This window comes from Bacillus sp. PS217 (assembly GCF_037963535.1).
Lineage (GTDB): Bacteria > Bacillota > Bacilli > Bacillales > Bacillaceae > Bacillus > Bacillus subtilis.
This window is the reverse complement of the sequence record NZ_CP150157.1, coordinates 1687819-1703545: the sequence shown is the minus strand read 5'-3', so window position 1 is coordinate 1703545 and position 15727 is coordinate 1687819. Positions and strand designations below refer to the sequence as shown.

At 41.2% G+C, this 15727-nt stretch carries 16 protein-coding genes; all 16 read right to left on the bottom strand.

All coding sequences use genetic code 11. The annotated features are described in order from the left end of the window. Positions 1-8 precede the first annotated feature (8 nt). The gene (locus NSQ83_RS08945; RefSeq protein ID WP_014479784.1) at positions 9-623 is read right to left on the bottom strand and encodes a MotE family protein; all 615 of its coding nucleotides are present in this window, start codon (positions 621-623) and stop codon (positions 9-11) included. An 11-nt stretch (positions 624-634) separates the two neighbouring features. Continuing rightward, entirely contained in the window at positions 635-1078 is a 444-nt protein-coding gene (gene fliJ, locus NSQ83_RS08940; RefSeq protein ID WP_003231977.1) for a flagellar export protein FliJ, read from the bottom strand. Between the two features lie 2 nt (positions 1079-1080). Continuing rightward, positions 1081-2397 (bottom strand): flagellar protein export ATPase FliI, encoded by a 1317-nt coding sequence (gene fliI / locus NSQ83_RS08935; protein ID WP_198878777.1) that lies wholly within the window; start codon positions 2395-2397, stop codon positions 1081-1083. Beyond that, a complete protein-coding gene (gene fliH, locus NSQ83_RS08930; RefSeq protein ID WP_198878776.1) occupies positions 2394-3146 on the bottom strand; it encodes a flagellar assembly protein FliH in 753 nt (250 codons plus the stop codon). Before fliH ends, fliI begins: the two co-directional genes overlap by 4 nt. Beyond that, positions 3139-4155: a flagellar motor switch protein FliG gene (gene fliG / locus NSQ83_RS08925; RefSeq protein WP_003231981.1), complete on the bottom strand. Its 1017-nt coding sequence runs from the start codon at positions 4153-4155 to the stop codon at positions 3139-3141. The genes fliH and fliG overlap by 8 nt, the downstream gene beginning before the upstream one ends. 12 nt (positions 4156-4167) lie before the next feature. Further along, entirely contained in the window at positions 4168-5778 is a 1611-nt protein-coding gene (gene fliF, locus NSQ83_RS08920) for a flagellar basal-body MS-ring/collar protein FliF (protein ID WP_051388163.1), read from the bottom strand. Positions 5779-5823: 45 nt separating this feature from the next. After that, positions 5824-6144, bottom strand: coding sequence for a flagellar hook-basal body complex protein FliE (gene fliE / locus NSQ83_RS08915; protein WP_003238544.1), 321 nt, complete (start codon positions 6142-6144; stop codon positions 5824-5826). Positions 6145-6154: 10 nt separating this feature from the next. After that, positions 6155-6607: a flagellar basal body rod protein FlgC gene (gene flgC / locus NSQ83_RS08910; protein ID WP_003245521.1), complete on the bottom strand. Its 453-nt coding sequence runs from the start codon at positions 6605-6607 to the stop codon at positions 6155-6157. Further along, on the bottom strand, positions 6607-6996 hold the full coding sequence (gene flgB, locus NSQ83_RS08905; protein ID WP_003245656.1) for a flagellar basal body rod protein FlgB: 390 nt from the start codon (positions 6994-6996) through the stop codon (positions 6607-6609). Before flgB ends, flgC begins: the two co-directional genes overlap by 1 nt. Before the next feature lie 379 nt (positions 6997-7375). Beyond that, positions 7376-8155, bottom strand: coding sequence for a GTP-sensing pleiotropic transcriptional regulator CodY (codY, locus tag NSQ83_RS08900; RefSeq protein WP_003220850.1), 780 nt, complete (start codon positions 8153-8155; stop codon positions 7376-7378). A gap of 39 nt (positions 8156-8194) precedes the next feature. Beyond that, positions 8195-9607, bottom strand: a complete 1413-nt coding sequence (gene hslU, locus NSQ83_RS08895) for an HslU--HslV peptidase ATPase subunit (RefSeq protein WP_256683486.1) — start codon at positions 9605-9607, stop codon at positions 8195-8197. Positions 9608-9614: 7 nt separating this feature from the next. Beyond that, positions 9615-10160, bottom strand: a complete 546-nt coding sequence (clpQ, locus tag NSQ83_RS08890) for an ATP-dependent protease subunit ClpQ (RefSeq protein ID WP_003238555.1) — start codon at positions 10158-10160, stop codon at positions 9615-9617. Between the two features lie 12 nt (positions 10161-10172). Further along, positions 10173-11087, bottom strand: coding sequence for a tyrosine recombinase XerC (gene xerC, locus NSQ83_RS08885; RefSeq protein ID WP_003231988.1), 915 nt, complete (start codon positions 11085-11087; stop codon positions 10173-10175). Positions 11088-11154: 67 nt separating this feature from the next. Then, positions 11155-12462, bottom strand: coding sequence for an FADH(2)-oxidizing methylenetetrahydrofolate--tRNA-(uracil(54)-C(5))-methyltransferase TrmFO (trmFO, locus tag NSQ83_RS08880; protein WP_003244725.1), 1308 nt, complete (start codon positions 12460-12462; stop codon positions 11155-11157). A 75-nt stretch (positions 12463-12537) separates the two neighbouring features. Beyond that, a complete protein-coding gene (gene topA, locus NSQ83_RS08875; protein WP_198878775.1) occupies positions 12538-14613 on the bottom strand; it encodes a type I DNA topoisomerase in 2076 nt (691 codons plus the stop codon). A gap of 187 nt (positions 14614-14800) precedes the next feature. Next, on the bottom strand, positions 14801-15694 hold the full coding sequence (gene dprA, locus NSQ83_RS08870; protein WP_198878774.1) for a DNA-processing protein DprA: 894 nt from the start codon (positions 15692-15694) through the stop codon (positions 14801-14803). Positions 15695-15727 lie beyond the last annotated feature (33 nt).

Genomic DNA, 15727 nt, shown 5'->3' with positions numbered 1-15727 from the left:
CATTCCCCCTATTCTTGGCTGGCAGCAATTTTTTCTGTATAGGTTGCTGCTTGCTCAGGAGTCATTTTCGCCAATATGTCAGCAAGCTGCTTTTTGCTTAGGCCATTCAATATTTTCAGTGCTTCTTGCTCCTTTAATTGGGCAATAATTTTAGCAGCCTTTCCGCTGTCCATGCTTTTGTACACACTGATCACTTTGTCATTTTCAGAAGAAGCTTTCGAGTCTGCTGATCCTTCAGTATGATCTTCTGATGACTTTTTTTGATCCTCAGCCGTCTTTTCAAGTGAACGGATCTTTTGATTGAGCCTATCGATTTCTGATTTACTTGTTTCTAAATCTTTATTCAATATACTGATTTCACTTTTTTGATCCTTAATGGTCTTTTCCAGAGCTGCCGTATTACTGCTATCCTTACTTGATGCTGCGCCTTTTTTATTTTCGGTTTCAGGGACCAATTCTTTAAGAACCGGCGTTTTTGCCGCAGCATCCTGTATCGGCTTTATGACATTGATACCAGCAGCCCAAAGAACAATCCCCCCTGCGATTAATAGAAACATCAGCGGGAGGATAATGATAAGCAAAACCGAACGGAACTTACCTGATTCTTTCTTTTTGCCGGACATTACATTCGCTCCTAATGGCCTTGAATCATAAACTGCTTAATCGAAATATCGTCCATTTCTTTCATTTCTGCAGCTTTATCTTCAAGAGCAAACATTTTAAACTGTTTTTCACGCATTTTTTCAAACTTTTTCACTTCAATGTTTTTCTCTGTCAAAATTTCTTGTTTTTGATTCATTTGATTTCTTTTCATAATGACAAGCTTTTGATAGTGATAGATCGTATTATCAAGATTTGAGACAAATTGTTGGTAGTGCCTCATTTCTTGTACACTCATGCCGCTTTTTAATTTCTTTTCCTTATTTTGTTCCAGCAATTCCTTTTTGCTCATATTCTCATATAATTTTTCAGCAACGTTTTCAAATTCAGAAACTGATTGCTGATACTCGGATAAGGATTGGTCTTTTTCATTTTCTTTTAGTTCCAGCAGCTTTTGGAATCTAAATTGATAAGCCACGTTTATTCCTCATTTCCTGTCAAACTAGTTAATACAGCAATGCTTTCTTCCAATAAAGCCGGTTCGTCTGTTCCCTGCTTTAAAAATTGAATAAGCTGCGGATAAAATTGTATCGCTTCATCAATTTCTCTGGATGATCCTCTTTTGTAAGCTCCGATATTAATGAGATCTTCCGAATTTTGATATGTCGATAAAAGTTCACGGAATTTATTTGCCGCATCCAGATGCTGTTTTGTTGAAATGTTTGTCATCACCCTGCTGATGCTTTTTAGTACGTTAACTGCAGGAAACTGGCCTTTATTGGCAAGCGCCCTGTCCAACACAATATGTCCGTCTAAAATTCCGCGTACAGTATCGGCAATCGGCTCATTCATGTCATCCCCGTCTACCAACACTGTATAAAATGCCGTAATGGTTCCATGCTCGTTTGCACCTGTTCGTTCTAGTAAACGAGGTAAAATAGCGAACACTGAAGGTGTATAACCTTTTGTCGTCGGAGGCTCTCCTGCAGCCAGTCCAATCTCTCGCTGCGCCATTGCCACCCTTGTAACAGAATCCATCATAAACATGACATTTTGGCCTTTATCTCGGAAATACTCGGCAATTGCAGTCGCTGTATATGCCGCTTTCAATCTCATTAATGCTGGCTGGTCTGAGGTGGCAACGACTACAATCGATCGTTTCAGCCCCTCTTTCCCCAGATCTTTTTCAATAAACTCCCGAACCTCTCGTCCGCGTTCTCCGACAAGTGCAATGACGTTTAAGTCAGCCTCTGTCTGTTTGGCGATCATCCCCATTAAGGTGCTTTTTCCGACACCGCTACCTGCAAAAATTCCAATCCGCTGGCCTTTACCGACTGTCAGCAAGCTGTCAATTGATCTGACTCCAACACCCATCTTTTCACGGATAGGCGGCCGTTTCATCGGGTTGGGCGGTGATTGCTCCGTTGATACAGGCGAAAGCCCTTTAGGCAGAAGTTTTCCGTCAAGCGGTTCTCCAAAAGCATCGATGACTTGTCCAATCAGTCCGGTTCCAACTTTAACCCGAAGTGATTCCCCAGTAGCTTCTACAATGCTGCCAGGTGCAATGCTCGCAGCCTCTAAATAAGGCATAAGCAAAATATTTTCTTCCTGGAAGCCGACTACCTCAGCTTTAATGACTTTCCCAGATTGTCCTTTTGCATAAATCAGGCACACGTCGCCAATTGAGCTTGCTGGCCCTTTTGATTCAATCATCAGGCCGATGACCCGCTTGACTTTTCCGTACCGTTTATACGAGTCTGTCATTTCTATACAATCTATCAGACTCTGTGTCTTCATTCAGCTGCACCTGCTTCCAGCGCTGTCAGAAGTTTATCTTTCAATTGCATCAATTGTGTGTCAACACTCGCATCTACCCTGCCAAAAGGAGTTTCAATATAACAGGTTCCTTTTTGAGCTTTTTCATCAGCATATATGCCAAGCCGACATTCTTTATAAAGAAGCTGCTGGATTTCATCTTTTTGCTGAAAGATTGTCTCATAGTAATATGGATCAACATAAATTGATATATCGTCATATTCCTTCACTTCGTTTATAACCTGTTGTACAAGCAGGAGGAAAGCCTCTTTATCATCAGACTTTTGCTGCCAAACTTTTTTTGCTAGGGCAACGGCAAGCTCAACGATTTCTTCATTAGCGTCTTCAAGCTTGTCCTCAACAGCTTTTCTGGACATTTCAGTTATACTGTTTGCTTGGCCGATCAGTTCTGCATACTGTTTCATTGCCTCAGCTTTGCCCAGCGCTACTCCTTGTTCAAAGCCCTCGGCTTTTGCTTCTTCAATAAGCTTCTGTTTTTCAGCCGCCCAATCGTTTTTCTCCTGTTCAATTTGACGGCGAATATTTTCTATATGACTGTTTGCCTGCTCAGAAATCCGGTCAGCTTCCTCTTTCACTCGGTCCATAAGCGCCTCCGGGTTCTCTTCAGCCTGCAAAAGGTGAGAATGATCAATACGCACCTCTTGTATAGAAAGTTTTCTTTTTTCCTTTTGTGGAGAAATAGATGATTCTTGTTTAATGATATTAGACAATAATATCATCCCCTCCGCCTCTTGCTATTACAATTTCACCGGCTTCTTCAAGCTTTCTGACGATGCTTACAATTCTCGATTGAGCTTCTTCTACATCTTTCAAACGTACAGGGCCCATAAATTCCATTTCTTCTTTGAAGGTTTCAACCATACGCTGTGACATATTGTTGAACACAATTTCTTTGACTTCCTCGCTTGCAACCTTTAATGAAAGGAGCAAATCGTCGTTCTCAACATCGCGAATGACTCTCTGAATTGCACGGTTATCAAGTGTGACAATATCTTCGAAGACAAACATCCGCTTTTTAATCTCTTCAGCAAGATCGGGATCCTGAATTTCCAATGAATCCAAGATCGTCTTCTCTGTCCCTCTGTCTACCCCGTTTAACACTTCCACAACAGCTTCAATTCCGCCTGTTTGTGTATAATCCTGAGTAAATGCAGAAGATAATTTTTGTTCCAGAATCCGTTCTACCTCGTTAATTATTTCTGGAGACGTTCTATCCATGACCGCGATTCTTCTCGCAACCTCAGCCTGCACTTCAGGGTTCAGCTCGGATAAAATTTGCCCGGCCTGCACTGGATCTAAATAAGACAAGATTAACGCCATCGTCTGCGGATGCTCTTGCTGGATAAAATTCAAAATTTGTTCTGGCTCCGCTTTTCTGGCAAAATCAAATGGTTTAACCTGCAAAGAAGAAGTCAGCCTGTTTAGAATGTTCTCCGCCTTATCCTCTCCAAGCGCCTTTTCCAGAACTTGTCTTGCATAGCTTAAACCGCCTTGAGAAATATAATCTTGCGCAATGGCTATATTATGAAATTCTTCTATGATTTCATCCTTTTTTTGATGATCGACGCTTCGAACACCTGATATTTCCAGAGTAAGCCTTTCAATTTCTTCATCGGTTAAGTGCTTATAGACAGAAGCTGACACATCTAACCCCAAGGAAATCATGAGAATGGCTGCTTTTTGTTTTCCTGTAAGCTTATCTTGATCACGTCTCGCCATTTCTAATTCCTCCTAATCCTCGGCCAGCCAGCTTCTCAGCAGTTTTGCAAAATCTTCCGGCTTGTCTTTCGCCATCTTTTCAAGCTGTTTTCGTCTGACTGATTCCGCTGTTTCATTTTCCTCTTCGTTGATATCAGGCAAATTGATTGGTTCTTGAGGAACCTCATACTCATATTCCTCAAATTCATCCTCTTGCGCCCGTTTCTTTCTGATAAGCATAATGATCAGAACAATGATCGCTGCGATTAAAACACCGCCTACAATATATGCCCACAGCGGGATACCTGAGGATTTTTCCGTATTTGTATCCAAATTGACTTTTCCGTCGAATGGCTGTACGGAGACAACAATCTTATTATTGATATCAGCATCAGATAAATTCTGGTTTTGCGTTTCATCTTTATCCAAAGATGTTCTGACTACAGTTGAAAGGATTTTTTGTATATCATCTTGTCTTTCAGTTGATAGCGACGCTGTGTTTTTGGCATCAGGCGGCTCTACCATTACTTGAATCCCTAAATCTCTGACCTTATAAGGACTTTCAGCGATTTCTTTATGAATTCGGTTAACCTCGTAATTGATTTTGTTGCTGTTTTTTTCGTAGTTCCCGCTTTCGGTATTTTCACCGTCAGCCTTATAATTTGTTACATCTTCCTCGCCGGTTCCGGCAGTTCCGCCGTTGGCTGCACCGTCGCCCTGATATGTTTCAGATACCTTTTCAGCGCTGACTGCAATGCCTTCCATGTTTTCTTTATCCACAGGTTCGACAATGTCTTCTGTCCGATTTTCTTTTGTGAAATCAATGTCTGCTGTAACGGAGACAACGACTTTATCTTGGCCCATCATCGTACCAAGAAGTGACTGTACATGTTTTTGAATGTCTTTTTCAACTTGAGACTTAATTCCTTGCTGAGAAGAATAACTATCCGCGTAGGACCCTGCATCGCTGTCTGATTTGTCGTAGTATGTAGAATTTTGATCCATGATGACGATGTTATCTTCTTTTAGATTCGGCACGCTTTTAGATACCAGATGATATAATCCGTTGATTTGGCTTTGATCAAGTGTATAACCCGGTTGAATCTGCAAAACGATTGATGCAGATGCTGCAGATTGCTCTTCACCGACAAACACCGCGTCTTTCGGGAGATTAATCATTACTTTTGAACTTTTAATACCGTCCATTTCATTGATCAAGTTTGACAGTTCTGTCTGTGTAGCTTTTACTTTCACCATATCAAACTCATTGTCTGTCAAACCAAAGCCGGCATTCTGTCCAAAAAATGAATAATCAATTGATCCGGTTTTAGGAAGTCCTTCTGCAGCCATCTGCACTTTCAAAGAATCAACCTGATCCTCCGGAACACTAATCACTGTACCGCCATTCGAAAGTTCGTTTGGCACTTTTTTTGCATCCAATTCTTCTTTGATTTGTCCTGCTTCTTCGGCAGACAAATCTTTGTACAGCGGCGCCATTTTAGAATTTGAAGCAAAAACACTAATAATAATTCCAATAATAATAATTGCCGCTAAAGCACTAACCATTAAAATCTTTTGTAATTTAGATCTATTTTTCCAAAACTCACTCGTTTTGTTTTTCATTTGCATTAGAGTACGATTCATGTTAACCCCCGGTCATTCCACTCTTTCTCTAAATCGTCAGACCCCCTACATTTGCATTCTCATAATCTCCTGATAAGCTTCCACAGCTTTATTGCGGAACTCTGTTGCTGCAGTTAGAGAGATGCTAGCTTTTTGAGCAGCGATCATGACCTCATCAAGATTTACATCTTTTCCTGCAGCCAAGGCATTAGTCATGTTGTCAGAAGCTACTTGGGACTCATTTAACGAACTAATAGAGTTTTTTAAAAGCTCCGAAAAGCTTGTTTGATTTGAAGAATCTGTTTTTTGGCTATTGTTTACTTGATTTGTTGCATTTTGAGTGTTTTGAGTATTTTGAACCTGAAAAGGAGAAATTGCATTAATCACATTCATTCACCTACTTTCCGATTTCTAACGCCTTCATCAGCATTCCCTTTGTGGCATTCATCGCCGTGACATTCGCCTCGTATGATCTAGTGCTGCTGACAAGATCAACCATTTCCTTTAATGGATCAACATTAGGCTTTTGTACATATCCTTCAGCGTTTGCATCAGGGTCTGTCGGATCATAGACAAGATTAAAATCCGAATCATCCTCCGTAATTTTTGAAACCTTCACACCGTTTCCAGCATTCCCGCTTCCGCTCATTTGAGAATTGAGAATGGAAGAGAACGATTCACCTTTTGACTGAAGGGAAACCATTTTTCTTCTGTAAGGCACCCACTCTCCATTCACCTGCTTAGCTCTTGTGGTATCCATATTTGCTAAGTTAGATGATACAACGTCCATTCTGACTCGCTGAGCTGTTAAAGCCGATGCTGAAACATTTAAGCTATGAAAAGCTGTCATCATTTTCCTCCTGTTAATACGGTCTTCAGCGAATTAAATTTACCGTTCATTCTTTCAACCAAAGCTTGATAGTTGATTTGATTTTGCGCCAATTCTGTCATCTCTTTGTCAACATCAACATTGTTTCCGTTTTGCTGATACGATGTATCTCCGCTCGCAACAATTGAATAATTCGAATCAGTATCAGAAAAATCAACATGACGATAGTCTGTTTTTATCGCTTCAAGACGCGAGGATTCTTGATCTAATAAATTTTGGAAAGAGACTTTTTTCGCCTTATAGTTCGGTGTATCTATATTGGCGATATTATTAGTTATGACTTTTTGCTTAATATCCGCTCTGCTCAAGGCATTTTCAAGATTTTGTATCGTTCCAGAAAATAAGCTCAAATCCACTTACCTCCATTTCAGTTTTTTTCACCCTCAATATCCTTGTCGAGAATTGTAAAACTATATGCTTATTGTAAGAAATAACAGGCATAAAGTCTATGAAGTTCGTGTAAAAAAATGTCCTCACAATTATCTATTTTGCAACTAGGTATAAAGTCCTAGATTGTTAGAACTACATTTCTCGCCTTGATATAAGCCTGAAAATAGCAGAATTTCTGTTTTTTCTCCTTTCTTTTCGGCATTTTTGAAACTTTTTGAAGAAAAATGCAAAATTTATTAAAAGTATTACATAGAAAGACTTTAAACCCAGGAAATAAAGCTTATTGATTTCCTTTATTTGAAATAAAAAAAGAACCCTCAAAAAGGGTTCTTTTTGTGATTAATGAGATTTTAGATTTTCTAATTCAATTAGGAATTTGTTGTTTAGTACCTTGATATAAGTACCTTTCATTCCTAATGATCTAGACTCGATAACACCGGCGCTCTCCAGCTTTCTGAGTGCGTTCACAATAACAGAACGGGTAATGCCGACACGGTCAGCAATTTTACTTGCAACAAGAAGACCTTCGTTTCCGTCAAGCTCCTCAAAAATGTGCTCAATTGCTTCAAGTTCACTGTAAGAAAGCGAGCTGATAGCCATTTGTACGACAGCTTTGCTTCTTGCTTCCTCTTCAATTTCTTCTGCTTTTTCTCTTAGGATTTCCATTCCGACAACTGTTGCGCCGTATTCAGCTAGAATTAAGTCATCGTCATTGAATTGATCTTGTAAACGTGAAAGAATAAGTGTTCCTAATCTTTCCCCGCCTCCGATGATCGGCACAATTGTTGTTAAACCAGCTTGAAACAGGTCTCTGTTCTCAACAGGGAAAGCAGTATATTCACTATTAATATCCAAGTTAGAAGATGTTTCAGGGACATTAAACAGATTTTTCGTATATTCTTCAGGGAATTGACGATCCTCAAGCATTTTTTTCATACGATCATTTTCAATTTGCTGGTTAATAGAATACCCAAGGAGTTTCCCTCTGCGGCTTACAACGAAAATATTGGAATCAATTACATCCCGCAGCGTCTCCGCCATTTCCTTGAAGTTTACCGGTTTCCCTGCCGCAGCTTGCAGCATGGAGTTAATAATTCTTGTTTTTTGTAATAAAGCCATGATAAATAATCCTCCTAAACATTCCTCATATTAAATTTTTCACAATATAAATTGACTTAAATCTTTGTTTTTGGCTATCGTTCCGAGCTTTTCTTCGACATACTGTGGTGTAATCGTTATTTTCTCCATCGTTACATCTGGAGCTTCAAACGACAAATCTTCTAATAGGCGTTCAAGTATTGTATGAAGGCGTCTCGCACCGATATTATCTGTGTCCTGGTTCACATGATAAGCAACTTCAGCAATCTTATGAATAGCTTCGTCAGAAAATTCAAGAGATATACCTTCTGTCTGCAATAATGCCTGATATTGTTTCAGCAGCGCATTATCCGGCTCAACCAAAATTCTCACGAAGTCGTCTACCGTGAGTTTGTTCAGTTCTACACGAATCGGGAAACGCCCCTGCAGCTCAGGAATCAAATCAGACGGTTTGGCCATATGAAACGCTCCTGCTGCAATAAATAATACATGGTCTGTTTTTACAGAACCATATTTTGTGACAACGGTAGAACCTTCAACAATCGGAAGGATATCCCGCTGAACGCCTTCTCTTGAAACATCGGCAGAAGAAGATGCACCGCCGTTCTTTGCGATTTTATCAATCTCATCGATAAAGATAATCCCGCTCTCTTCTGCTCTCTGAACAGCTTCCTGGCCGACTTCATCCATATCGATGAGTTTGCTTGCTTCTTCATTCGTCAGGACTTTTCTGGCTTCTCTGACTGTCATTTTGCGCCGCTTCTTTTTCTTTGGCATTAATCCGCTCAGCGCATCCTGCATGTTCATACCCATCTGCTCCATACCCGAGCCCTGCAGCATGTCAAACATAGAAGGCTGCTGCTCTTCGACTTCTACTGTTACATAGTAGTCTTCGAGCTCTCCTAAAGCCAGCTGATGCGCCATTCGTTTTCTTTTTTCTTCGATGTTTGCTTCTTCCTGGCTCTCCGCCTCATCTTCACCATTCGGCTGGCTGCCTCCAAAAAACATTTCAAACGGATTTTTAACGCCAGATTGTTTTTTCTTCCCAGGAACTAACAGACGAACAATGCGTTTGTTTGCATTTTCTTCTGCCTGTTCCTTTACTTCATTCATTTTCTCTTCTTTTATAAGCCGAACAGAAGTCTCCACAAGATCTCTGACCATTGATTCAACATCTCTGCCTACATAGCCGACTTCGGTAAATTTAGTAGCTTCAATTTTGATAAATGGCGCACCTGAAAGCTTAGCGATTCGTCTGGCAATTTCAGTTTTCCCGACGCCGGTAGGACCCATCATTAAAATGTTTTTCGGAACGACCTCGTCCTTCAGCTTTTCATCCAGAAGACTTCTTCTATAGCGGTTTCTTAATGCCACGGCGACAGCTTTTTTCGCATTTTGCTGACCGACAATATATTGGTCTAACCGATCTACAATCTGTCTAGGAGTTAACGGTTTTTTTTCCATGCGCCTCAAGTCCTTTCTATTCAAGCTCTTCCAGTATGATTTGATCGTTCGTGTAAACACAAATTTCGCCTGCTGTTTCTAACGCGGCTCTGGCAATCTCACTTGCAGACATGCTTTCACCGGCATGCTTTTTCAGTGCTCTTCCCGCTGCCAAAGCGTAATTGCCTCCTGATCCAATCGCGAGAATGCCGTCATCTGGTTCGATCACCTCGCCTGTTCCCGATACGAGAAGCAAAGTATCCTGATTCATAACAATCAGCATGGCTTCGAGCTTTCTTAGCACTTTATCACTGCGCCATTCCTTCGCAAGCTCAACAGCCGCCCGTTTTAAGTTGCCGTTATATTCTTCAAGCTTAGCTTCAAACTTTTCGAATAAAGTGAAAGCGTCTGCAACAGATCCCGCAAAACCAGCAAGAACTTTGCCGTTAAACAGTTTTCTCACTTTCCGTGCCGTGTGTTTCATGACAACAGCCTGACCAAATGTTACTTGGCCGTCTCCGGACATAGCGCTTCGTCCTTTATGCTGTACGGCAAATATTGTGGTCGCATGAAAAGATGACATAAAGGGCCTCCTTTAATTTTTCTTAAATGCTCTTGGATGGTGAGACATATATGTGTTTCTCAACATTTCCTTCGAAACGTGCGTGTATATCTGTGTAGAAGACAGATTGGAATGCCCGAGCAGTTCTTGAACGCTTCTCAAATCCGCTCCTTCATTTAACAGATGCGTGGCGAACGTATGTCGAAGCATATGCGGATGGATATGTAAAGTGCTTGACGCTTTTTGAACAAGCCCGCTTAAAATATGTCTGATGCCACGGGCTGTAAGCGGTCCGCCTCTTTGATTTACGAATAATAGATCATGAGGTTCTTTTGCCTTCATCAGCAAGCACTGTCTTCCGCTATTCATGTATACCTTCAACGCTTCGCGGGCATAAGACCCAAAGGGGATATAGCGCTGCTTCTTGCCTTTACCGTGAACAAGCACAGTGTCCATAAATAAATCAACGTCGTTAATAGTTATGGAACAGCATTCACTGACCCTCATTCCGGTGGCATAGAGCAGCTCTAACAGCGCTTGATCCCTCATTCCGGCCGGCTGGCTTATATCTGAAACTTCAAACAGCTCCTCAAGCTCTTTTTGATATAGAAACTTCGGTATCCGTTTCTCCTGTTTTGGCAGATGAACAAGCTGAAACGGATTTTCTTCAATAAGCTTTTCCCGCATCAGAAACTTATAAAAGCTTCTTAATGCAGATATCTTTTTGCTTATTGTTCTTCTCGATAAACCTTTTTCATAGGCTTCTGTCAAAAAAATCCTAGTATCTTGATATGCAGCTTCTTCAAATCCATTTATACCTTGAACGCGCAGGAAAGTCTCGAATTCTTCAATTGAATCCACATAATTCACAATAGTATATTGTGAATAATTTTTTTCAATTTGTAAATATTCAACGAATAACTTTACGAAATTCTTAACATTCTCCATGCCTAATACCTCCCCAGGAAGGGCTTTTAAATGGTATCACAAATCGCGCTCAGGTTGCAATCAATACCTATATTGTTTTCGAAATTGTTTGAATTGTTTCAATCGCACGGTTCGCGTATTGTTCATTTCGTTCTTTTTTATTTTTAATTTTAACTGGCAATTCTTTCAAAAGCCCAAAGTTTGCATTCATCGGCTGGAAGTTCTTCTGGTTTGTTGTTGTAATATAATGTGCCATACTGCCAATTGCTGTTTCCTGAGGGAAGATCACAAGCTCTTCTCCCAATACAAGCTTCGCCGCATTAATGCCTGCTACAAGTCCTGAGGCAGCTGATTCCACATATCCTTCTACTCCCGTCATTTGGCCTGCAAAGAACAGATCACTGCGGTTTTTAAATTGATAAGTCGGCTTTAACAGGCTTGGAGAGTTAATAAATGTGTTTCTATGCATCACGCCATATCTGACGATTTCTACATTTTCAAGTCCTGGAATCAACTTGAGAACTTCCTTTTGGTCTCCCCATTTTAAATGTGTCTGGAATCCTACAATATTATAAAGTGTTCCCGCAGCATCATCCTGTCTGAGCTGAACGACGGCATAAGGGCGTTTTCCTGTAACAGGATGCTCTAGACCAACCGGTTTCATCGGACCGAAAAGCATTGTTTTCTTACCCCGTTTTGCCATAACTTCAATCGGCATGCAGCCTTCAAAGAAAATCTCTTTTTCAAATTCTTTTAACGGCACTGTTTCTGCTGATGTTAATGCTTCATGAAAACGGTCAAACTCTTCTTCTGTCATCGGGCAGTTCAAATATGCTGCTTCACCTTTATCATAACGGGATTTTAGGTACACTTTATCCATATCAAGGCTGTCTTTTTCTACAATTGGCGCCGCTGCGTCATAAAAATATAAATAGTCCTCTCCAGTCAGCTCCTTCAGCTGGGCAGACAGCGATTCAGATGTTAACGGACCCGTTGCGATGATAGTAGGGCCTTCAGGAATTTCAGTCACTTCTTCATTAATAACGGTTACGTTTGGATGATTTTTCACCCGATTTGTCACACTTGCGGCAAATTCATGACGGTCTACTGCAAGAGCGCCCCCGGCAGGCACCGAACATTCGTCAGCCGCAGCGATAATGGCTGAATCAAGCGCACGCATTTCTTCCTTTAATACACCGACAGCGTTAGCAAGTGTATTAGAGCGAAGAGAGTTGCTGCAGACAAGCTCAGCAAATTTATCTGTATGATGCGCAGGCGTTTGTTTAACTGGCCGCATTTCATACAATTTGACTTGAATCCCACGTTTGGCAAGCTGCCATGCTGCTTCACTTCCTGCGAGTCCGGCTCCGATTACATTCACTGTTTGTTGGTTCATCTTTCACATCTCCTAGTTTATTATTCAAGGCCTTCTTTTAACACACAAAGAAGGTGAGCAAGACCCTGCTCACCGCTACTTCTGTGGTTCTTCCTTATAATCGCATTCCACGCATTGGACTTGTATACCTTTTTTGAGTTTTTTCTCGACGAGCATTTTTCTGCATTTCGGGCATTTTCGTTCAATTGGTTTGTCCCATGATACGAATTCACAGTCCGGATAACGGTCACAGCCGTAAAACACCCGTTTCTTTTTCGATTTTCGCTCAACAATGTTTCCTTCTCCGCAGCTCGGGCACTTCACACCGATTTGTTTCACAATCGGTTTCGTGTTCCGGCAGTCAGGGAAGTTGGAGCAAGCTAAGAATTTACCGTACCGTCCCATTTTATATACCATTGGAGAACTGCACAATTCACAATCCTCTCCAGCATACTCTGGTTCAATCTCAACTTCCTTCATTTCCGATTCGGCTTTTTTGACGCGTTTTTCAAAATCGGTGTAGAAATTATCGATAATCTTGACCCATTCGGTATTTCCTTCTTCAACATGATCAAGATCTCTCTCCATTTTAGCTGTAAACTCAACGTTAATGATCTCAGGGAAAAACTCCATGATCAAGTCAAGAACGATCTGACCTAATTCAGTCGGAACGAAACGTTTATTATCCAATGCCACGTAGCCGCGCCGCTGAATAGTATCAAGTGTCGGAGCATATGTGGATGGACGGCCGATACCGCGTTCTTCAAGGGTTTTAACAAGCCGGGCCTCAGTATATCGCGGAGGCGGCTGGGTAAAATGCTGCTCAGGTTCTATATCTTTTGATAATACCGTGTCGCCTTCTTGTAAGTCAGGCAGCATCCGGTCTTTTTCTTCCATTTGATCGTCTTTTCCTTCAACATACACCTTCATAAACCCGGAAAACTTGACTTTACTTCCATTTGCACGAAATGTCAAACCGTTGTTTGTCAGGTCGACACTCATTGTATCGAGAACAGCCGGTGCCATTTGGCTGGCAACAAAACGCTCCCAAATTAATTTATACAGTCTCATTTGGTCTCTGCCGAGGACTGCTTTTAATTCACTTGGTTTTCTAAGAACTGATGTCGGCCGAATTGCTTCGTGGGCATCCTGGGCATTTTCATTCTTTTTCGCAGGCTTCCGTTTTCCGCCTAGGAACTCTTTTCCATATGTCTGATCAATAAATGCAGCTGCTTCATCAACAGCCGTATTTGAAATACGGGTTGAATCCGTTCTCATATACGTGATCAGACCAACCGTTCCTTCTCTTCCTAAATCAATTCCTTCATATAATTGCTGTGCAATCATCATCGTTTTCTTCGCTCTGAAATTGAGCTTGCGAGCCGCTTCCTGCTGCAGGGTAGAAGTGGTAAAAGGCAAAGCAGGATTACGTTTGCGTTCCTTTTTGGTTACTTTTTCAACTGTATATTGATTCCCTTTGAGCTGAGAAAGAATCTCTTTTACATCAGCTTCACTATTTAAAGGAAGTTTTTTGCCGTTTTTCCCGAAAAAGCTCGCTTCAAAGGTTTCTTGACCTTTTAAGAACGTACCGTCAATTGTCCAATATTCCTCAGGCTTAAAGTCGTTAATCTCTTTTTCACGGTCAATAATCAAACGGAGGGCAACGGATTGCACGCGTCCTGCGCTAAGCCCTTTTTTGACTTTTTTCCATAAGATTGGACTGATTTTATATCCGACAAGCCTGTCTAAAATACGTCTCGCTTGCTGTGCATCCACTAAATCCATATTGATCATGCGGGGATGCTTAAACGATTCCTTAATAGCGTCTTTTGTAATTTCGTTAAACACCACACGGCAGTCTGAGTTGAGATCTAAATCAAGACTGTGTGCCAAATGCCATGCAATCGCTTCCCCTTCTCTGTCGGGGTCAGCTGCGAGATACACTTTTTTGGCTTTTTTCGCAGCCGTTTTCAGCTCTTTTAATACCGGGCCTTTACCTCGAATGGTAATATATTTCGGTTCAAAATTCTGTTCTATGTCAACTCCCATTTGACTTTTTGGAAGATCCCGGACATGTCCCATTGATGCTTTTACTTTATATTTTTTACCTAAGTAACGTTCAATCGTTTTCGCCTTAGCGGGCGATTCCACGATGACTAGATAATCAGACATTTTCATCCCCCTCAAGAGGTGTTCTCTCTCTTTTCAAGATATTTCAATTTTATTTTTGCAGCTGTCTTTATTTGGCTTTCAACATTTCATTCTTTATCATGAACGTCATTAATTAAATAGAAAACAATATGCAACTTTAAATCCTCACTATTATTAAATATTACAATACCGTTTGTCAAACGATAATTCAAAAGGGTTCCGTATATTGAACGTTTCGCTCAGGAAGTTCCTCGAAAATATCCTCTGCTGACCATATGGCTTTAGCCCCCTGCTGGATCAGTTTTATAGGACCTCCGGCGTAAGGGTCAAACAATGAACCGGGTACGGCAAATACCTCTCTCCCTTGTTCCAATGCTTGATAGGCAGTAATCAGCGAACCGCTTTTTTCTTTGCCCTGAACGACAATAACGCCTTCACTTAGTCCGCTGATAATACGGTTTCTCATAGGGAAATGCCATTTTTGGGGTTTAGTTTCAGGTGGGTGCTCTGACAGCAGGATATGGTGTTTAGCCATGTGATCTGCTAACTGAAGGTTTTCTCGGGGATAAATGTGTTGAAATCCGCCTGCAATGACGCCAATTGTCCGCCCCTTCGCCTTAATACTTGCAGCATGGGACATTCCGTCTATCCCAGACGCCAGTCCGCTGACAATCACCCAACCTTTACGACAGATCTCTTTTGTAAGATGATTGACAACTTGTTTCCCATAAGCTGTTGGATTTCTTGTCCCTACAATTCCAATTTTTCTCCCTTTCGAAAGAAGAGTCATATCACCTTTTGCAAACAGTACGGCAGGGGGATCATAAATGCTTTTAAGCCAGAAAGGATATTGCTTTGAAGAAATAGGGATGGTGTTAATGCCTTGCTCACGATAAGCAGCAAGTACACGCGGGAGCTTTGGATAAAGTTGTTCTATTTCGTTTTTTAATGCAGCTGCTTTTATTTGATCACGAGTAACCGTTTGTAACACGGGTGATGTCAGCGACATAGACGGATCGGCTTTCCACCATTTTAATAGAAGGGATGGGGATAATAATTGATTGATTCTGCAAATCGTTAGGCAGGCAGCAGCCTGATCCAATAGATTGACCTCCTTTTGTTAGAAAAAGCAGGA